This window comes from Mycobacterium sp. (genome assembly GCF_025965855.1).
Lineage (GTDB): Bacteria > Actinomycetota > Actinomycetes > Mycobacteriales > Mycobacteriaceae > Mycobacterium.
In genome coordinates, this window is record NZ_JAOPWB010000006.1 from 24,637 (window position 1) to 44,189 (window position 19,553).

General features: G+C 67.4%; 19 protein-coding genes and 1 pseudogene. 15 read left to right on the plus strand and 5 right to left on the minus strand.

What is annotated here, in order from left to right; all coding sequences use genetic code 11:
• Window positions 1-158 precede the first annotated feature (158 nt).
• From hrcA to era, 8 genes are all read left to right on the plus strand, one after another.
• Complete coding sequence (gene hrcA, locus JWP83_RS00395) at window positions 159-1,202, plus strand: heat-inducible transcriptional repressor HrcA (RefSeq protein ID WP_297724470.1); 1,044 nt, start codon at window positions 159-161, stop codon at window positions 1,200-1,202.
• Window positions 1,203-1,272: 70 nt separating this feature from the next.
• Window positions 1,273-2,418, plus strand: a complete 1,146-nt coding sequence (gene dnaJ / locus JWP83_RS00400; RefSeq protein ID WP_297724473.1) for a molecular chaperone DnaJ — start codon at window positions 1,273-1,275, stop codon at window positions 2,416-2,418.
• 18 nt (window positions 2,419-2,436) lie between these two features.
• Window positions 2,437-3,198, plus strand: coding sequence for a 16S rRNA (uracil(1498)-N(3))-methyltransferase (locus tag JWP83_RS00405; protein ID WP_297724476.1), 762 nt, complete (start codon window positions 2,437-2,439; stop codon window positions 3,196-3,198).
• Window positions 3,199-3,558: 360 nt separating this feature from the next.
• Complete coding sequence (locus tag JWP83_RS00410) at window positions 3,559-4,608, plus strand: PhoH family protein (protein ID WP_297724479.1); 1,050 nt, start codon at window positions 3,559-3,561, stop codon at window positions 4,606-4,608.
• A 16-nt stretch (window positions 4,609-4,624) separates the two neighbouring features.
• A complete protein-coding gene (ybeY, locus tag JWP83_RS00415; RefSeq protein WP_297724482.1) occupies window positions 4,625-5,158 on the plus strand; it encodes an rRNA maturation RNase YbeY in 534 nt (177 codons plus the stop codon).
• Window positions 5,155-6,471: a hemolysin family protein gene (locus JWP83_RS00420; protein WP_297724484.1), complete on the plus strand. Its 1,317-nt coding sequence runs from the start codon at window positions 5,155-5,157 to the stop codon at window positions 6,469-6,471. The genes ybeY and JWP83_RS00420 overlap by 4 nt, the downstream gene beginning before the upstream one ends.
• Window positions 6,464-6,784: a cytidine deaminase gene (locus JWP83_RS00425; protein ID WP_297724488.1), complete on the plus strand. Its 321-nt coding sequence runs from the start codon at window positions 6,464-6,466 to the stop codon at window positions 6,782-6,784. The genes JWP83_RS00420 and JWP83_RS00425 overlap by 8 nt, the downstream gene beginning before the upstream one ends.
• Before the next feature lie 72 nt (window positions 6,785-6,856).
• Entirely contained in the window at window positions 6,857-7,756 is a 900-nt protein-coding gene (gene era, locus JWP83_RS00430) for a GTPase Era (RefSeq protein WP_297724491.1), read from the plus strand.
• On the opposite strand, the gene JWP83_RS00435 is transcribed toward era, so the two are convergent.
• Window positions 7,745-9,205 carry an ornithine decarboxylase gene (locus JWP83_RS00435; protein WP_297724494.1) on the minus strand — a complete coding sequence of 487 codons (1,461 nt, stop codon included), beginning with the start codon at window positions 9,203-9,205 and terminating at the stop codon, window positions 7,745-7,747. The genes era and JWP83_RS00435 overlap by 12 nt on opposite strands.
• A 62-nt stretch (window positions 9,206-9,267) precedes the next feature.
• Window positions 9,268-10,773, minus strand: a complete 1,506-nt coding sequence (locus tag JWP83_RS00440) for an amidase (RefSeq protein ID WP_297724498.1) — start codon at window positions 10,771-10,773, stop codon at window positions 9,268-9,270.
• A gap of 61 nt (window positions 10,774-10,834) precedes the next feature.
• On the opposite strand from JWP83_RS00440, the gene recO reads away from it, so the two are divergent.
• From recO to JWP83_RS00455, 3 genes are read left to right on the plus strand one after another with little or no spacing between them, the layout of a single operon-like run.
• Window positions 10,835-11,632, plus strand: a complete 798-nt coding sequence (gene recO, locus JWP83_RS00445; protein WP_297724501.1) for a DNA repair protein RecO — start codon at window positions 10,835-10,837, stop codon at window positions 11,630-11,632.
• Window positions 11,616-12,500: a decaprenyl diphosphate synthase gene (locus tag JWP83_RS00450; RefSeq protein WP_297724523.1), complete on the plus strand. Its 885-nt coding sequence runs from the start codon at window positions 11,616-11,618 to the stop codon at window positions 12,498-12,500. The genes recO and JWP83_RS00450 overlap by 17 nt, the downstream gene beginning before the upstream one ends.
• The gene (locus JWP83_RS00455; RefSeq protein ID WP_297724504.1) at window positions 12,501-12,929 is read left to right on the plus strand and encodes a hypothetical protein; all 429 of its coding nucleotides are present in this window, start codon (window positions 12,501-12,503) and stop codon (window positions 12,927-12,929) included.
• Here JWP83_RS00455 and JWP83_RS00460 read toward each other — a convergent pair.
• From JWP83_RS00460 to JWP83_RS00470, 3 genes are all read right to left on the minus strand, one after another.
• Window positions 12,926-13,927: an alpha/beta fold hydrolase gene (locus JWP83_RS00460; protein ID WP_367185555.1), complete on the minus strand. Its 1,002-nt coding sequence runs from the start codon at window positions 13,925-13,927 to the stop codon at window positions 12,926-12,928. The genes JWP83_RS00455 and JWP83_RS00460 overlap by 4 nt on opposite strands.
• A gap of 135 nt (window positions 13,928-14,062) precedes the next feature.
• A complete protein-coding gene (locus JWP83_RS00465) occupies window positions 14,063-14,455 on the minus strand; it encodes a Fur family transcriptional regulator (RefSeq protein ID WP_297724507.1) in 393 nt (130 codons plus the stop codon).
• On the minus strand, window positions 14,452-14,889 hold the full coding sequence (locus tag JWP83_RS00470; RefSeq protein WP_297724526.1) for a helix-turn-helix transcriptional regulator: 438 nt from the start codon (window positions 14,887-14,889) through the stop codon (window positions 14,452-14,454). Before JWP83_RS00470 ends, JWP83_RS00465 begins: the two co-directional genes overlap by 4 nt.
• A gap of 192 nt (window positions 14,890-15,081) precedes the next feature.
• On the opposite strand from JWP83_RS00470, the gene JWP83_RS00475 reads away from it, so the two are divergent.
• The 4 genes and pseudogenes from JWP83_RS00475 to JWP83_RS00490 form a co-directional block, all read left to right on the plus strand.
• Window positions 15,082-16,479 (plus strand): glycine--tRNA ligase, encoded by a 1,398-nt coding sequence (locus JWP83_RS00475; RefSeq protein ID WP_297724530.1) that lies wholly within the window; start codon window positions 15,082-15,084, stop codon window positions 16,477-16,479.
• A gap of 793 nt (window positions 16,480-17,272) precedes the next feature.
• Window positions 17,273-18,466: a PPE family protein gene (locus JWP83_RS00480; protein WP_297724510.1), complete on the plus strand. Its 1,194-nt coding sequence runs from the start codon at window positions 17,273-17,275 to the stop codon at window positions 18,464-18,466.
• 531 nt (window positions 18,467-18,997) lie between these two features.
• Window positions 18,998-19,324 carry a hypothetical protein gene (locus JWP83_RS00485; protein WP_367185557.1) on the plus strand — a complete coding sequence of 109 codons (327 nt, stop codon included), beginning with the start codon at window positions 18,998-19,000 and terminating at the stop codon, window positions 19,322-19,324.
• A gap of 107 nt (window positions 19,325-19,431) precedes the next feature.
• A pseudogene (locus JWP83_RS00490) lies at window positions 19,432-19,553 on the plus strand (WXG100 family type VII secretion target); the annotation flags it as partial.

Here is a 19,553-nt window from a genome sequence, read left to right on the forward strand (position 1 = left end):
GTCGTCTTGGACGTTCCGGACGCGTCGCGGCGGCCCGACGGGTACATGCTGGACAGGCTAGCCGGGAACTTGCCGGCGGTTATCGCCAGACGACCCGCGGATGGCGGTTACCAGCTCTTGAGACCGTAAAATGGACACGATCAAGGAGGTGGGTGCCGATGGGAAGTGCCGACGAGCGTCGCTTTGAGGTGCTGCGCGCGATCGTCGCCGACTTCGTCGCCACGCAGGAACCGATCGGTTCGAAGTCGTTGGTGGAGCGGCACAACCTGGGTGTGTCGTCCGCCACGGTCCGCAACGACATGGCGGTGCTGGAGGCCGAGGGCTACATCGCCCAGCCGCACACCAGCTCAGGGCGGGTGCCCACCGAAAAGGGCTACCGCGAGTTCGTGGACCGGCTCGACGACGTCAAGCCGCTGTCGTCGGCGGAGCGGAAGGCGATCCAAAGCTTCCTGGAGTCCGGCGTCGACCTCGACGACGTGCTGCGCCGCGCGGTGCGGCTGTTGGCGCAGCTGACTCGCCAGGTTGCGGTGGTGCAGTACCCGACGCTGTCGACGTCGAGCGTCCGCCATCTGGAAGTGGTCGGGCTGACACCGGCGCGGCTGTTGATGGTGGTGATCACCGACTCCGGACGGGTGGACCAGCGCATCGTCGAACTCGGCGACGTCATCGACGACCATCAGCTTTCCCAGTTGCGCGAGATGCTCGGCCAGGCCCTGGTGGGCAAGCGGCTCTCCGCGGCGTCGACGGCGGTCGCCGACTTGGCCGGGGAGTTCCACGGGCGCAGCGGGCGGCCCAACAGCCTGAGCGACGCCGTGGGCCGCTCGGCGACGGTGTTGCTGGAGTCGCTGGTGGAGCACACCGAGGAACGCCTGCTGATGGGCGGCACCGCCAATCTGACCCGCAACGCCGCGGATTTCGGCGGTTCCCTGCGGTCCATCCTGGAGGCCCTGGAGGAGCAGGTGGTGGTGCTGCGGTTGCTGGCGGCCCAGCAGCAAGCCGGCAAGGTGACGGTGCGCATCGGGCACGAGACCGCCGCCGAGCAGATCGTGGGCACCTCGGTGGTGTCCACCGCCTACGGCACCTCGGATACCGTGTACGGCGGCATGGGTGTGCTGGGACCCACCCGGATGGACTATCCGGGAACTATCGCCAGCGTGGCTGCGGTTGCTCTTTATATCGGCGAAGTTCTGGGTGCCCGATGACCGCGCACCCGCATCAGAGTTTGTGGACGGCCGCGTAGGCGCGGCCTAAGACCCTTCAGGAGAGTCAGGCGTGGCACGCGACTATTACGGGCTGCTCGGCGTGAGCAGAAACGCCAGCGATGCGGAGATCAAACGCGCATACCGCAAGTTGGCGCGCGAGCTGCATCCCGACATCAACCCCGATGAGGCCGCGCAGGCGAAGTTCAAGGAAATCAGCGTCGCCTACGAGGTGCTGAGCGACCCGGAGAAACGCCGGATCGTCGACTTGGGCGGGGATCCGCTGGAGAACGCCGCCACGGCCGGCGCCGGATTCGGCGGCTTCGGCAATTTGGGCGACGTGTTCGAGGCCTTCTTCGGTGGCGGCTTCAGCGCGGGGTCGGCCTCCCGCGGTCCCATCGGACGGGTTCGGCCCGGCTCCGACTCGCTGCTGCGGATGCGGCTGGATCTCGAAGAGTGCGCGACGGGGGTGACCAAGCAGGTCACCGTCGACACCGCGGTCCTCTGCGATCGCTGCCAGGGCAAGGGCACCAACGGCGATTCCGCGCCCGTCCCCTGCGACACCTGCGGTGGCCGCGGGGAGGTGCAGACCGTGCAGCGTTCGCTGCTGGGCCAGATGGTGACGTCGCGGCCGTGTCCCACCTGCCGCGGCGTGGGAGTGGTCATCCCCGATCCGTGCCACCAATGCATGGGCGACGGGCGGGTGCGGGCCCGTCGGGAGATCAGCGTCAAGATTCCCGCCGGTGTCGGCGACGGCATGCGGGTCCGGCTTGCCGCCCAGGGTGAGGTCGGGCCCGGGGGAGGGCCGGCCGGCGACCTGTACGTCGAGGTCCACGAGCAGGCTCATGACATCTTCGTCCGCGATGGCGACGACCTGCACTGCACGGTTTCGGTGCCGATGGTCGACGCGGCGCTGGGCGCCACCGTCACCATCGACGCCATCCTGGACGGCAAGAGCGAGATCAACATTCCGCCCGGCACGCAGCCCGGCACGATCCTCACACTGCGCGGCCACGGGATGCCGCACCTGCGGTCGGGCGCCCGGGGCAACCTGAACGTCCACGTCGAGGTGGTGGTCCCCACCCGGCTGGACCACCACGACAGCGAACTGCTGCGCGAGCTGAAGACCCGACGCAGCCGCGACGTGGCCGAGGTCCGTTCGACCCATGCCGGCGGCGGCCTGTTCAGCCGGCTCCGCGAGACCTTCACCGGGCGCTAGTTTCTAGGAGCCCCGCGCATGGTGGCGACGCTGTTCTACGTTGACGAACTGCCCGACACCGGCGCGCTCGCCGTCGTCGACGGCGACGAGGGGTTCCACGCCGCCACGGTGCGCCGGATCCGGCCCGGCGAGCGACTGGTCCTCGGCGACGGCAACGGCGGCCTCGCCCGCTGCGAGGTCGAGCACGCGGGCCGCGAGGGCTTGCGCGCGCGGGTGCTGGGGCGCTGGAGCGTCGCCCCCGGGCGTCCGGCGGTGACGGTGGTGCAGGCCCTGCCCAAGTCCGATCGCTCGGAGCTGGCGATCGAGTTGGCCACCGAAGCCGGCGCCGACGCGTTCCTGGCCTGGCAGGCGGCCCGCTGTGTGGCCAGCTGGGACGGCGCCCGGGTCGACAAGGGTCTGCGCCGGTGGCGTGCCGTCGCCCGTTCGGCCGCCCGGCAGTCCCGCCGCGCGCACATCCCGTCCGTCGAGGGCGTGCTGTCCACGTCGGCGCTGACCCGACGGGTCCGCGACGAGGTGGCGGCCGGGTCGGCGGTGCTGGCCCTGCACGAGTCGGCGACCGATCGGCTGGCGGATTTTCATGTGGCACAAGCAGATTCGGTGCTGCTGGTGGTCGGTCCGGAAGGCGGCATCGCGCCGGACGAGATCGCCGCGTTGACCGGGGCGGGCGCGGTGGCGGTGCGTCTCGGCCCGCAGGTGCTGCGGACGTCGACCGCGGCCGCGGTGGCGCTGGGTGCGCTGGGCGTGCTCACCCCGCGATGGGATGCCGCGTCGAGCCTGTAGTTTGACAGGCCGCTACTCGGACTTTCCCCGCACAATTACAGTCTCGCGACGAAGGGAGCCTCTGGATGAGTAGCCCGCGGGATTTGAGCGCCATCTTTGACGAGCACGTCGCCGCCGAGTTCATCGCCCAAGGACGTCGCCGCCACCATGGCGGCCATGACCGCGAAATCCTTCGCCAATCACGTGCTGCTACCCGACCAGGCGCAGCTGCCGGTGTCGTCCGGGCTCGTGAGGTCCCGGACCAGGTGTCCTGCCGTTGAAGACGCTGCTCAAAGCTGACCAACCGGGGGCCCCGGCGTAGACTGAGGCAGCCGAGCAAACCCCTGACAAGCCGACCAGAAAGCAGGCATCAGAAGCCACGTGACGCCCCGCGAAACCAAGGCTGCTACCTCGTCATCGGCATCTTCTCAGGTTCGCAGCAGCATTGATGTTCCGCCAGACCTAGTGGTGGGCCTGCTGGGCTCGGCAGACGAAAACCTGCGCGCGTTGGAACGCATACTGAACGCCGATTTGCACGTGCGGGGCAACGCCGTCACCCTCGCCGGTGAGCCGGCCGACGTCGCACTGGCCGAACGGGTGATTTCCGAGCTGGTTTCGATCGTGGCCAGCGGTCAGCCGTTGACGCCGGAGGTGGTGCGCCACAGCGTTGCCATGCTGGTCGGTACCGGCAACGAGTCACCGGCCGAGGTGCTGACCCTGGACATCTTGTCGCGCCGCGGCAACACGATTCGGCCCAAGACGCTCAACCAGAAGCATTACGTCGACGCCATCGACGCCAACACCATTGTCTTCGGGGTAGGCCCCGCCGGTACCGGTAAGACGTATCTGGCCATGGCCAAGGCTGTCCACGCCCTGCAGACCAAGCAGGTAAGCAGGATCATCCTGACCCGGCCTGCCGTGGAAGCCGGTGAGCGCCTTGGCTTTTTGCCTGGAACGCTGAGCGAGAAGATCGATCCCTACCTGCGGCCGCTGTATGACGCCCTGTACGACATGATGGATGCCGAGCTGATCCCGAAGCTGATGTCCGCCGGCGTCATCGAAGTCGCGCCACTCGGATATATGCGGGGCCGCACCCTTAATTCCGCGTTCATCGTCCTCGACGAGGCGCAGAACACCACCGCCGAGCAGATGAAGATGTTCCTCACCCGACTGGGCTTCGGGTCGAAGATCGTCGTCACCGGGGACATGACCCAGATCGACCTTCCCGGCGGCGCCCGTTCCGGGCTGCGGTCCGCGGTCGACATCCTCGAGAGCGTCGAGGATATCTACATCGCGGAGCTGACCAGCGTGGATGTCGTGCGCCACCGGCTGGTCTCGGAGATCGTCGACGCCTACGCCCGCTACGAGGAGCCCGGCTCGGGGATGAACCGGGCGGCCCGGCGGGCCTCGGGTACCCGCACCCGCCGATGATGAGCGCGATGAACTTATGAGCATCGAAGTATCCAACGAGTCGGGCATCGACGTCTCCGAAGCGGAATTGGTCAGCGTCGCGCGGTTTGTCATCGCCAGGATGGACGTCAACCCGAGCGCCGAGCTGTCGATGGTGCTGTTGGACACCGCGGCGATGGCCGACCTGCACATGCGCTGGATGGACCTGCCCGGGCCCACCGACGTGATGAGCTTCCCGATGGACGAGCTCGAGCCCGGCGGCCGCCCCGACGCGCCCGAGCCGGGCCCCTCGATGCTGGGCGACATCGTGCTGTGCCCGGAATTCGCCGCCGAGCATGCGGCCGCGGCGGGCCACAGCCTGGGCCATGAGTTGGCGCTGTTGACGATTCACGGCGTGCTCCATCTGCTCGGTTACGACCACGGCGAACCGGACGAGGAAAAAGAGATGTTCGCGCTGCAGGACCGGTTGCTCCAAGAATGGGTCGCCGAACAGGTCGAGGCCTACCAGCAAGATCGCCAGGAGGAGCGCGACCGCCGATTGCTGGACAAGTCAAGGTATTTCGACAATTGACCGGCGTGTCGCAGCTGCTCGGCGCGATCGCCCTGATCGCTCTGGGCGGCCTTTTCGCGGCGATCGACGCCGCGGTCAGCACGGTGTCGCTGGCGCGGGTGCAGGAACTGGTGCGCGAGGAGCGACCCGGCGCGGTGTCGCTGTTCAAGGTGATGAGCGAGCGGCCACGCTACATCAATCTGGTGGTGTTGCTGCGCATCATCTGCGAGATCACCGCGACCGTGTTGCTGGTGGTGTTCCTCTACGACAACTTCGGCATGAAATGGGCGCTGTTCGGCGCCGCGACCATCATGGTGGTGACCAGCTTCGTCGTGATCGGAGTCGGACCGCGCACCCTCGGCCGCCAGCACGCGTATTCCATTTCCTTGGTGACGGCCCTTCCGCTGCGGGTGATTTCGTGGTTGTTGATGCCGCTCAGCCGGTTGCTTGTGGTGCTGGGCAACACGCTCACGCCGGGCCGCGGGTTGCGAAACGGGCCGTTCGCCTCCGAGATCGAACTGCGCGAAGTCGTCGACCTGGCCCAGCAGCGCGGCGTGGTCGCCGCCGACGAACGCCGGATGATCGAGTCGGTCTTCGAGCTCGGTGACACCCCGGCCCGCGAGGTGATGGTGCCGCGCACCGAGATGATCTGGATCGAGAGCGACAAGTTCGCCAGCCAGGCGACAAACCTCGCCGTGCGCAGCGGGCATTCCCGCCTCCCGGTGATCGGCGAAAACGTCGACGACGTCGTCGGGGTGGTGTACCTGAAAGACCTTGTCCGGCAGACCTTCTTGTCGCCCGATGGCGGCCGGGACACCAAGGTGTCGCAGGTGATGCGCCCGGCGATCTTCGTGCCGGACTCCAAGCCGCTGGACACGCTGCTACGGGAGATGCAGCGCGACCGCAACCACATGGCGCTGCTGGTCGACGAGTACGGCGCGATAGCCGGCCTGGTCAGCATCGAAGACGTGCTGGAAGAAATCGTCGGCGAGATCGCCGACGAGTACGACGAGGCGGAGACGGCCCCAATAGAAGAGTTGGGCGACAAGCGCTTTCGGGTTTCCGCGCGGCTGCCGATCGAAGACGTCGGGGAACTGTACGACGTGGAATTCGACGACGACCTCGACGTCGACACCGTGGGAGGCCTGGTCGCCTTGGAATTGGGCCGGGTGCCGCTGCCGGGGGCCGAGGTGGTCTCGCACGGCCTGCGCTTGCGCGCCGAGGGCGGCCCGGATCATCGAGGGCGAGTTCGGATCAACACCGTACTGCTGAGCCCGGCCGAGTACGGCGGGTCCAACGGATCGACCGACGGGGAGGCCGGTGGCCATGGCTGAGGAGCTCGACGCCGAGGACGCCAAGCTGGTGGTGCTGGCCCGGGCCGCGATGGCCCGCGCCGAAGCCGGCAGCGGCGCCGCGGTCAGGGATGTCGACGGACGCACGTATGCGGCCGCGCCGGTGGACTTGTCGACACTGAAGCTGAGCGGACTGCAGTCCGCGGTCGCCGCCGCCGCGTCCAGCGGCGCGACCAGGCTGGAGGCCGCCGTCCTGGTGGCGGGATCCGCGGACGATCCCGGGATCGTCGCGGTTCGCGAACTCTCGCCGACGGCCGTCATCATCGTCACCGACCGCGCCGGCAACCTGTTATGACGCCGAACGTGCGCTCACGGCGAAAATATCCGGCGAAAATCGCACTGTGTGCACGCTCGGCGACGGGTGATCATGGCTGAATTCCGTTCGGGCTTCGTATGTTTGGTCGGCCGGCCGAATACCGGCAAGTCGACGCTGACCAACGCCCTCGTCGGCGCCAAGGTGGCGATCACCTCGACGCGTCCGCAGACCACCCGGCACACCATTCGCGGGATCGTGCACCGGGAAGACTTCCAGATCATCCTGGTCGATACCCCGGGCCTGCATCGGCCGCGCACCCTGCTGGGCAAGCGGCTCAACGACCTGGTCCGCGATACCTACGCCGAAGTCGACGTGATCGGGTTGTGCATCCCGGCCGACGAGGCCATCGGCCCGGGCGACCGGTGGATCGTCGAACAGATTCGTGCGATCGCGCCCAAGACCACGCTCGTGGCCGTCGTCACCAAAATCGACAAGGTGCCCAAAGACCGGGTCGCCGCGCAGCTGGTCGGCGCAAGCGAACTGGTCGGCGGCTCGGCCGAAATCGTCCCGGTGTCCGCGGCAACCGGCACGCAGGTCGACGTGCTGATCGACGTGCTGGCCGCGGCGCTGCCCGTCGGCCCGGCGTACTACCCCGACGGGGAGCTGACCGACGAACCCGAAGAGGTCCTGATGGCCGAGCTCATCCGCGAGGCCGCCCTGGAGGGGGTTCGCGACGAGCTGCCGCATTCGCTGGCGGTGGTGATCGACGAAATCACAAGGCGCGACGGCCGGGATGATCTCATCGACGTGAACGCCATCCTCTACGTGGAGCGGGACAGCCAGAAGGGCATTGTCATCGGCAAGGGCGGCGCGCGGCTGCGGGAAGTGGGTACCGCCGCGCGCGCCCAGCTCGAGAAGCTGCTGGGCACCAAGATCTACCTCGACCTGCGCGTCAAGGTCGCCAAAAACTGGCAGAGCGACCCCAAACAGCTTGGCCGGCTAGGTTTTTAGCACCCGGATCGTCTGCAGCGACGGATCCGCCGCGTCGGGGACGTTCATCCCGGCGCGCACGCCCGAACACAAGTAGTTCAGCACGCCGGCGTTGAGGCGCTCGCCCGGCACGACGGCGGGAATGCCCGGGGGGTACGGGGTGACTTGTTCGGCGGAGATCCGTCCCGCGGCCCGGTCGGTGGGCACCGCCTCGACGCGCCCGAAGAACGCGTCGCGGGGCAGGCAGACGGTTTCCAGCTGCAGCTCCTCGGGTGAGGGCAGGTCGATTTGCGGCGGCCGGTCGAAATCGTCGGCCGCCGTGCGCCATTCCGTGAGCGCCTGGGTGAGGCGCCCCGCGGTGGTCTTGTCGTCGGCGAAGGACAGGGTCGCCAGGATGCGGCGGTGATCGCTCATCCCAACATCGACGGGGGCGTGCGCGCGCAGCCAGTCGGCGGCCTGATAACCGGAGGTGCCCGTCTCCGAAACATCCATCAACACCTGCAACCGGTCCAGGTCATGGGATGCCTCCACACCGAGCAGCTCGTCGTCGAGCACCTGCACGTCCGGAATCAGTTCGATGTCCTGGCGCAGCTGGCACGCCAAATCCAGTGCGGCACCGAGTAAGTCGTGACCCTGTTCGACCATTTGCCGCCGCCATCCGTCCATCGCGGCATACACCAGGACGCTGGGGCTGGTGGTCATCAGGAGATCCGCGCAGGCCGAGAGGCGGTCCCGGTCGATCCGGTCGCCCTGCACGTGAAACACCGAGCCCTGTTCGAAACCGGCGCCCATCTTGTGCACGCTGACCACGCAGAGGTCCGCGTCGGCGTCCATCGCCCAGGTCGGAAGGTCCTCGTGGAAGGGCAGGTGCGCGCCCCAGGCCTCGTCGATGATCAACGGCTTGCCGCGCGCGTGGCAGATTCCGGCGATTCCGGCGATGTCGGCACAGGTGCCGTACGGGCTGGGGCTCACGATCAGCGCTCCCGCGGCGTCGGGATGCTTTTCCCAGGTTTCCTCCACCTGTTGCGGTGAGGGCGGGTGCGAGAAATGACGCTCGGCGTCCCAGCGCGGGGTGATCCAGCGGGGCTGCACACCGGAGAAAATGAGGCCGGCCACGACGGACTTGTGGCTGTCCCGGCTCACCAGCAGGCTGCCGTCGCCGCCGGCCACGGCCATCATCGCCGCCTTCACCGAGAGCGAGCTGCCGCAGGTGGAGAACCATGCGATGTCGGCACCCACGGCGTCGGCCATGAGGTCTTCCGCGCGCTTCAGGAACCCGTTGCTTGTCCGGCGGTCATCCAGCCCCCCGCTGGCCAGCACGTCGTCGAGGAAAGGTTCGCGGCCCAGCACGGCGAGGACCCGGTCATCGGTGCCGCGGCCCTGCCGGTGGCCCGGTGGCGTGAACCCGTACCGGTCCTTATCGCGGTAGTCGGCCAGCGCATTCAGCAGTGGAGCATCGGATTGATCCATTGCAACGGAATACCCGTGTTGTCCCGGGCTATGTGCGCGCGCCCTCGCGTTCGGGCGGCACCTCACCTTCGCGGCGGCGTGCCGGCCGGCGGCGTGTCGCCGCCGGGACGCCACCACACGCTCGGCTGCTTGGTCGACCAGCCGCAGACGGCCTCCAGCTCCGCGGCCAGCGAGATCAGCAGGCCCTCGCTGTTTGCCGGCCCCATCAGCTGCACGCCGATTGGCAAACCTTCGGAGGTAAAGCCCGCGGGCACGTTGATGGACGGCCACCCCAGCACGTTCCATGGCCAGGTCAATGGGCAAGCCGCGATCATGGCGCGGTCGGTGCCGAACCCGCTCAACCGGTCGAAGGACCGCGCCAACGGCGGCGGTTGGGCGGTGGTGGGCGCGAGCACCACGTCGACGATGTCGAAGATCGAACCGACCCTGCGCTGGTCGACGGCTTCGTGGCGGCGCGCGCTGCGCAGGATCGCCTCGCCCATCACGTGGCCCACGCGCAGGTTGGACAAGGTGCGGGGGTCGAGGACCACCCCGTCGCCCAGCCGCTCCTCCCAGTCCCGCAGCCCCGCGGTGGACCGGGCCAGGAAGTCCCACGACAACCGCAGGCCGTAGTCGGGGTTGCCGGGCACCACGGTGTGGCCCAGTAGCTGGAGCTGCTTGCCGACGGCCCGGGTCGCGGCCAGGATCTCGGGGTGCAACTTGGCCCGAAAAGCGGTGTACGGGAACCGGGTTGACAGCGCGATGTTGAGCGGACCGGGCGCCTTCCCGACAAAGTCGGACGCCGTGATCGGGGGCGGTTTGTGCCGGTCGCCCTCGACGTTGCCCGACGCGGCGTCCAGCACCAACGCCGCATCGGCCACCGCGCGCGCCAGCACGCCGTTGACCGTGATGCCGTTGAACGCCTCCGGCAACGGCCAGGTCGAGATGCGGCCGCGCTGCGGCTTGATGCCCACCAGGTGCGTCCACGCCGCGGGGATGCGCACGCTGCCGGCGCCGTCGGAGCCGATGGCGGCGGCGACCAGACCCGCGGCCACCGCGGCCGCGCTACCCCCCGAGGATCCGCCCGGCGTGTGCCGGCGCGACCAGGGGTTGCGGGTGTGTCCGAATCCGGGACCGCTGGTGAATGGCCATTGGCCCAGTTCGCAGGTGTTCGTCTTGCCGACGATCACCGCGCCGGCGGCTTTCAGGCGGCGCACCACCTCGGCGTCGTGGGTAGCGGGCGCGACGTACCCCTCGGTGCCGAACGCGGTCGGCACTCCCGCGACGTCGACGTCGTCTTTGACCGCGATCGGGATGCCCAGCAGCGGGGCGGTGTCCCCGGCCGCGCGCCGCCGATCGGCCGCCGCCGCATCGGCCAGCGCCGACTCGGTGAGCACCACCCGGAAGGCGTTCAGCGTCGGCTGGCTCGCGTGGATGGCGTGCAGGGAGCGGCTCACCAGCGTGGTGGATGTAACCGCGCGGCTGGCCAGCTGATAGAGCAGGTCAGTCAGCGTGGGCAGGCGCTGGCCGCCGGATCCGGAACCCGAGCCGGAGAGGGCCCCGAAAGCGGACCCGGAAGCGCCAATCACGGGGTACGAGACTAACGGCGCGGATACCCGCATTGTCGCAGCGGGGTGCAAAACTATTGTGATGCGGCTATATCGTGACCGGGCTGTGGTGTTGCGCCAGCACAAGCTCGGCGAAGCCGACCGGATCGTCACCCTGCTGACCCGCGATCACGGGCTGGTTCGCGCGGTGGCCAAGGGCGTGCGCCGCACCCGCAGCAAATTTGGCGCGCGACTCGAGCCGTTTGCTCACATCGACGCGCAACTGCACCCCGGCCGCAATCTCGACATCGTCACCCAGGTCGTCGCCATCGACGCGTTCGCCACCGACATCGTCAGCGACTACGGCCGGTACACCTGCGGGTGCGCGATGCTGGAAACCGCCGAACGCCTCGCCGGTGAGGAGCGGGCACCCGCCCCGGCCCTGCACCGGCTCACGGTGAGCGCGCTGCGGGCGGTCGCCGACGGACACCGGCCCCGTGACCTGCTGCTGGACGCCTATCTGCTGCGTGCCATGGGCATCGCCGGATGGGCGCCGGCGCTCACCGAGTGCGCCCGGTGCGCCACGCCCGGTCCGCATCGGGCGTTTCACGTCGCCGCCGGGGGCAGCGTCTGCACACACTGCCGCCCGGCCGGTTCGACCACCCCGCCGCCGGGTGTGCTGGATCTGATGGCCGCCCTGCACGACGGCGATTGGGAGGCCGCCGAAGCGTCGCCGCAATCACACCGCAGCTACGTCAGCGGATTGGTGGCCGCGCACTTGCAGTGGCATCTGGAACGGCAGCTCAAAACGTTGCCGCTGGTAGAGCGGACATATCACGTCGACCGCACCATCGCCGAACGGCGCGCCGCGCTGATCGGGCAGGATACGGTCTGTGGCTGAGCGCAAGCCGAACTTCCCCCAACTGCCCCCCGCGCCCGACGATTACCCGGTCTTTCCCGACACGTCGACCTGGCCGGTCGCCTTCCCGGAGCTGCCGCCGTCCGCCGACGGTGGGCCGCGCCGGCCGCCGCAGCACATTTCGAAAGCGGCCGCGCCGCGGATCCCGTTGGACCGATTACCCAATCATGTGGCGATCGTGATGGACGGCAATGGTCGCTGGGCCTCTCAACGCGGGCTGACCCGGACCGACGGGCATCGGGCGGGCGAGGCGGTCGTAATCGACATCGTCTGCGGCGCAATCGAAATCGGGATCAAGTGGCTCAGCCTGTACGCCTTCTCCACCGAGAACTGGAAGCGTTCCCCCGAAGAGGTCCGGTTCCTGATGGGGTTCAACCGCGACGTGGTGCGGATGCGCCGCGTGAACCTCAACGAGATCGGGGTCCGGATCCGGTGGGTGGGTTCCCGGCCCCGCCTGTGGCGCAGCGTCATCAATGAATTGGCGATCGCGGAGGCCATGACGCGGCGCAACGACGTCATCACGGTGAACTACTGTGTGAACTACGGCGGCCGCGCCGAAATCGCCGAAGCGGCAAAGGATATCGCTCGTCTGGTCGAGGCCGGCCGGCTCAACCCCGAACGCATCACCGAGGCGACGATCTCCCGTCACCTGCAACGGCCCGACATCCCCGACGTCGACCTTTTCCTGCGGACGTCGGGGGAGCAGCGGTCCAGCAATTTCATGTTGTGGCAGGCGGCGTACGCCGAGTACATCTTCTCCGACAAGCTGTGGCCCGACTACGACCGCCGCGACCTGTGGGCGGCCTGCGAGGAATACGCTGAGCGCAATCGAAGGTTTGGGAGCGCCTAAATGCCGTCACTGCAGGAGCGTTTGGCGTCGATACTGCGCGACGTCCTTGCCGTCGAGGAGGAACCCGACGGCGCGCTGACGGTGCGCCACAACGGCACGCTGGCGTCGCTACGGGTGGTGAACATCGCCGAGGACCTCGACCTGATCTCGCTGACCCAGATCTTGGCCTGGGACCTGCCGCTCACCAAGAAAATCGGCGACCAGATCGCCAAGCAGGCGCGCGAGAGCAACTTCGGCAGCGTGACGCTGGTCGAGAAGGTCAGCGAGAAGGCGGTGCAGCGCAACTCCGGCAAGAGCGCATCCAAAACCGCCGACGTGATGCTGCGCTACAACTTTCCCGGTGGCGGACTAACCGACGACGCCCTGCGCACCCTGATCCTGCTGGTGCTGGACACGGGCGCCGAGATACGGCGTTCCGTGACGGGCTAGCAGACGGCGGATTCGGTCGGCGCGACGGCCACCGAATCGGGGGCAAGGTCGTCGCGGCCGCCGGTCCGCAGCAGCGAGCGCACGCGGTCCGGTTCGTGATCGGCCGGTCGGGTCGAGTCGATGAACCGCTCGAGGACCTCGACGAAGCGATCCGGGTGGTCGTGAAACGGCATGTGCCCGGAGTCTTCGAAGATCTCGACGCGCGAACCGGGCATCGCCGCGTGGGCCGTGTGGGCATGGTCCACCGGGATGATCACGTCGTCTTCGCCCCAAATGATCTGCACCGGAACGGATTCCACGAGATAGCTGCGGTCCAGCATGGTGACGAATTGGCCGCGCGCGTCCACCACCGACCGCAAGGTGCGCGCAAAAGCCGCCAACCCGGCGGGATCCTGGAAGCCCTCGAGCAGCTGCACCGCATCGACGGCGTCACGCCCGAGCCTGGTGGAACCCAGCACGGTCCCGACGGCGCGGCCGATGCGCCGCATCGCGGGCATCAGGCCAGGCGCGCGCAGCACGCCCAGCGCCTCGGCGCCCATCGGCATCGCCGCCAACCGCAACGCCAGGCTCACCTCCTGAGCGACGCCGCCGGCGCTCACCAGCACGATGCGCTCGACCAGCTGCGGGTACTGATAGGCGAACTGCATCGCGACGCCGCCACCGAACGAATGCCCGACGACGGTGACCCGCTCGATACCGAGCACGGCGAGCAGGTCGCGCATGCCGTTGGCGAAGGCCGGCAACGAGTAGTCGGCGTGGGGTTTGTCGGACTCGCCGTGGCCCAGCAGGTCCGGCGCGATGACCGTAAAGCGCTCCGCCAGCTTGGCGTGCACGGGCCCCCAGGACTTGGAGTTGTCGCCGACGCCGTGGATCAGCAGCAGGACCGGACCCGAGCCCGCAACCCGGAAGGCGCGGCGGTAGCCGTGGATGGTCCGGAACTGCAGTGACGGAGTCTCTACGTCGCGTACCGGCCGCAGGTGGGGCGTTGGATTCCGCATCGTATTCTCGCTTCCCTTGAGTCTTGCTTGCCTCGGCCCGTGGGCCACTCATGGGTAGGAGCACGCGGCGGGCGCGTCTCGGACACTTTTTTCAGATCAAAGAAAACATGCCGCACCGTGCCGGCTCGGGTAAGCCTAGGACCCGCACTCCGAGCACGTTCCGAAGATTTCGATGGTGTGGCTGACGTCGGAAAAGCCGTGCTTGGCGGCCACTTGCGTCGCCCACTCCTCGACCTCGTGGTCGCCCACCTCGATGGTGGAACCGCAGCCGCGGCACACCAGATGGTGGTGATGGTGCTCCGAGCATCTGCGGTAGACCGATTCGCCGGTGTCGGTGCGCAGCGTGTCGACCATTCCCGCCGCCGCCATCGACTGCAGCGTCCGATACACGGTGGTCAAACCGATGTTCTCGCCGCGCCGGCGCAGCTCATCGTGCAGCTCCTGGGCCGAGCGGAATTCGTCGAGCGTCTCGAGCAGCGTGGAAATCGCGGCCCGCTGGCGGGTGGAGCGCACGCTCGCGCCATTCATAAGGTGTCCTCGCTCGCGTGGGCGACGGCATCGACGACGATGTGTGCGAGGTGGTGGTCTGCGAGCCGGTACAGCACTTCGCGGCCGGATCGCTCCCCGGCGACCACGCCAGCCGCCTTGAGTATCTTCAGATGCTGGCTGACCAGCGGCTGTGGCACGCCCAAGGCGTCGACCAGTTCGTGCACGCAGCGCTGTGATTCGCGCAACTGGAGCACGATGGCGATCCGCACGGGCGCGGCCAGCGCGCGCAACAGCTCTCCGGCGGCGTCAAGAATCTCCCGCGACGGCGGCACGGGATATTCGGGAAATATCGCGTGGTCGCCGGAGTCGGCTTCGCCGTGCTCGTGCGGCACCACGCCCAGGTCGGATCGCATGTCGCCGCCGGCAGCGGTCGGCACCGAAGAGGACTTGGGAAAGGGCACAGAGGAGGACATCGCCATGGGAGAGTCATCACCTCGAGAAGTGCCGGATATTTGGAAGCGCCATGATCGGCCGCCTTCCACTGTCACATGCATGATGACGCATGTCAAAGCCGATGAGTGCCCGAGGCGGCGGTCGATACCATGACTGATGTTTTGCGGCGGCGCTTCGCCGTCGCACCTGTCTGCCTGGATCTTCGAAAGGGAGTGCACCGCCCCGTGGCGTCCGTCATCGACACAGTAGTCAACCTGGCCAAACGGCGGGGCTTCGTCTTTCCCTCGGGCGAGATCTACGGCGGCACCAAATCGGCGTGGGATTACGGCCCGCTGGGCGTGGAGCTCAAGGAGAACATCAAACGCCAGTGGTGGCGCTCGGTGGTCACCGGCCGCGACGACGTGGTGGGCATCGATTCGTCGATCATCCTTCCGCGCCAGGTATGGGTGGCCTCCGGCCACGTCGAGGTCTTCCACGACCCGCTGGTCGAGTGCCTGAACTGCCACCACCGACACCGCCAGGACCACATGCAGGAGGCCTACGCGGCCAAGAAGGGGATCGACGACCCCGATTCGGTGCCGATGACCGAGATCGTCTGCCCGGACTGCGGCACCAAGGGCCAATGGACCGAACCCCGCGAGTTCAACATGATGCTCAAGACCTATCTCGGACCCATCGAAACCGAGGAGGGGCTGCACTACCTGCGGCCCGAAACCGCGCAGGGCATCTTCGTCAACTTCGCCAACGTGGTGACGACGGCCCGCCGCAAGCCGCCGTTCGGAATTGGACAGATCGGCAAGAGCTTCCGCAACGAGATCACCCCCGGCAACTTCATCTTCCGGACCCGTGAGTTCGAACAGATGGAGATGGAATTCTTCGTCGAGCCGTCGACCGCTAAGGAATGGCATCAGTATTGGATCGACACCCGGCTGCAGTGGTACGTGGACCTCGGCATCGATCCGGAGAACCTGCGGCTGTATGAGCACCCGAAGGAGAAGTTGTCGCACTACTCGGACCGCACCGTCGACATCGAGTACAAGTTCGGTTTCGTCGGCAACCCCTGGGGCGAGCTGGAAGGTGTCGCCAACCGTACCGATTTCGACTTATCAACGCACGCAAAGCATTCCGGCGTTGACCTGTCGTTCTACGACCAGGTGACCGACACTCGGTACACGCCGTATGTCATCGAACCGGCGGCAGGCCTGACGCGGTCGTTCATGGCGTTCTTGATCGACTCCTACACCGAGGACGAAGCCCCGAACGCCAAGGGCGGCATGGACAAGCGCACCGTGCTTCGGCTCGACCCGCGGCTGGCGCCGGTCAAGGCCGCGGTGCTGCCGCTGTCGCGGCACGCCGACCTGAGCCCCAAGGCCCGCGACCTGGCGGCCGAATTGCGCAAAAGCTGGAACATCGATTTCGACGATGCCGGCGCCATCGGTCGCCGCTACCGGCGCCAGGACGAGGTCGGTACGCCGTTCTGCGTGACGGTCGATTTCGACTCACTCGAGGACGACGCCGTCACCGTGCGCGAGCGCGACGCCATGACGCAGGATCGGGTCGCGATGGGCGCCGTCGCCGAATACCTCGCGACGCGCCTGAAGGGCTGCTAGGCCAGCCTCTCCGACGCTTCGAGTGTCCCATCGTTTTTTGGGTCGGCAACTTCGGCAATTCCGGCTTCTTGAACTCGGGCAACTCGAACACCGGTTTCGTGAATTGTCCTCAACTCCAGTTTCTTCAACCCGGGCAGCGAGAAATTCGGGCTTAGGCCAGAACAATCCCACTGACACCGAAATTCTGGCTTTCAAAACTCGGCTTTCCGGAATTCCGGTGTTCACCAACACCCGCACTATGAGTACCAAGCCGGGGCGCTCCGGGATCCTCGACACCGGATTTGACAACTCCGGTTACCGGAACGCGGGCGTTGACGACGTCGGTAGCGTCGTCGCGGGCATCATGAGCTCGGGTTTGTTCACCTGGGGAACCGGCGACTCCAGCGCGTTCGCCTCAGCAAAGGGGCTTCTTCACGAACTTGTTCTAAAAGATTTACGGGCATTTTGCGACTTCTTCGCCCGGTGCATGTATTGGCGGGTGAACGCCTCGCCGCGTCTTTGCGGAAGGCCCCCCTGTGCCTCGAACGCGGGAACCCCGGCGCAGTTTGTCCATGTTTTTGACACCCGCCGGGCCGCTTGTCCGGATAGTCGCCCGCTTTAACCCAGGCCGATCACGCGGCCTCCCGCCCCGCTGCCATCCGAATGGGGACCGATTTCGTGAAACGCCCCATTTTCGGTTCGCGATTGACTTACGCTTCAGCCGTGGCGGTAGGCATGCGTCTAGTCGTCGCAGTCGAACGTTGGCTACGTAGTTGTCGGAGCCGTTGACGCGGCCGGATGTGTTGGGGTTGTGATGATTCCTGCTTTTACGTTGTTTCCCCCGGAGATCAACTCGGCGCTGATGTTCGCCGGCGCGGGTTCGGGGCCCTTGTTCATGGCGGCGTCGGCCTGGGACGCGCTGGCGTCGGACCTGTCGGGTGCCGCGGCGTCGTTTCAAAACGTCGTCACCGGGTTGACCGACGGGCCGTGGGCGGGTCCGGCGTCGGTCTCGATGGCGGCGGCGGCGACGCCGTACGTGGGCTGGCTGAGCGCGGCCGCCGGGCAGGCCGAGACCGCGGCCCTTCAGGCCCGCACCGCGGCGACGGCGTTTGAGTCCGCGTTGGCGGCGACGGTGCCCACGCCGGCGGTCACCGCGAACCGTGTCCAGCTGATGGCGCTGATCGCGACGAACATCCTGGGCCAGAACACCCCGGCGATCTTTATGACCGAATTCGAGTACATGGAGATGTGGGCCCAGGACGTCGCCGCGATGCTGGGCTATCACGGCGGGGCGATGGGGGTGGCCGCGGCGTTGCCGGCGTTCAGCCCGCCCCCGTTGAACCTCGCCGGCCTGGCGGGGCTGCTGACGGCGCCGCTGACTGGTGTCGCAACGCAGGGCGCTGGACTGACGGCGTCGATTGCTGGTCCGTTGATGTCGGTTGGGGGGGTGGCGTCGCAGGCGTCGTCCCTGGCTTCGGCGTTGCCAGTTTCGTCGCTGTCGACGGTCGCCCAGGTTGGAATGATGCCGGTGAGCATGATGATGTCGCCGATCATGATGGCGGCCCAAGCGGGAATGGGCGGCGCGAATTCGGCGGGGCTGGCTGGAGCAACGGGTGCGGCCGGCGCCATGGATCCGGCGAAGTTCGTCAGCAGCGCCGGTCCGGCGGGCAAGGGACTTGGCGGTGGAATCGGCGGCCTGGGTGGCGCCGAGGCCGGTTTGGGCAAGGCGCGGCTGGTCGGAGCGATGTCGGTGCCCCCGACCTGGCAGGGGTCGGCGCCATCCCGGATGGTCAGTGCGGCGATGTCGGGGATGGCCGGCGAAGTGCCCGGCGCAGCTGCGGCGGCCGGGGCCCCCATGGGCGGCGGCATGCCGATGATGCCGATGCCGATGGGCGGTGGCGGTGCCGGCGGTGGCATGCCCGGCGGGATGATGGGCCGGGGCGGGGCCAGCCCGACCCACGTGATCCAGTCTCGGCCCAGCGTGGTGCCGCGGACCGGCGTCGGATAGGCCACGTATCAGCTACCAAAGGCGCGGGTAACACCTGGGGGGAATGGTGTTGCCCGCGCCTTCGGCATGTTTACCCGCCGGCCGAACCGCTTTTCATTTCCCGCGGCCGGATCCACCGCGCGTCGCTAAAACGACCGATAATTCGCCGCGCCACCTCGGGCCGGCCGGTGGGAATCCGCAGGGAGCTTCGGCCCGCCGCGCCCCATATCCATAACCCCGACAACGGCATCGCCCCGGGAATCCGCCAAAATTCGCTGCCCGCGCCGGAAGGTGTTGCCTGGCAACGACTCCCGATCAGACCCGAGCCGCAGGTCAAATGGCCGGTTCCCGCCGGCGGAGCGCGACGCCGGCGGCCGCTTCGACCCGGATCCGGCCCTCGGTTCGTCCATGTTCGCGACTTGTCTTAAAAGGAGCGAAATCGGTGAATCCCGGATATTGTCCTCAGGATTGACTTACGATGCGAAGTGCCTGGTGGTGAATAGTTCGCCACGGGGTGAGAAAAGTACGAAGACGGCTGTGAAAGGGGGCAGCGTGCTATTGCCTCTTGGTTCGCCGCTGCCGGACGATGCGGTGGCGGCGAAGCGTGGTGAGTCGGGCATGCTCGGCGGTTTATCGGTTCCCCTGAAGTGGGGGGTGGCCGTTCCGCCGGATGACTATGACCATTGGGCACCGGAGCCGGAAGACGGCACCGATGCCAATGACAAGGCGGCCGACGGGCTGAACCCGGAGGTCGCCACTGAGGGCACGGGTGAATGGAACGAGTGGGACGAATGGAGCGCGTGGGAAGCCGAAGCGGAACCTCGCTTCGACATGCCGCGCACAACCAGCGTGATACCGACTTCTCCGGCGGCAGGTTGAGAAAGAGGGATCACGTGTGATCGGCGGCTCCCGGATCCACGCAGCCGCCGACCAAGGCCAATCTGTATGAGAAATCCAGGAAGTTAGTCCAGAAGGAGAAAGGCAACATGGCTACACGTTTTATGACTGACCCGCATCAGATGCGGGCGATGGCGGGACGTTTTGAGGTCCACGCGCAGACCGTTGAGGACGAGGCTCGCAAGATGTGGTCGTCGTCGATGAACATCGC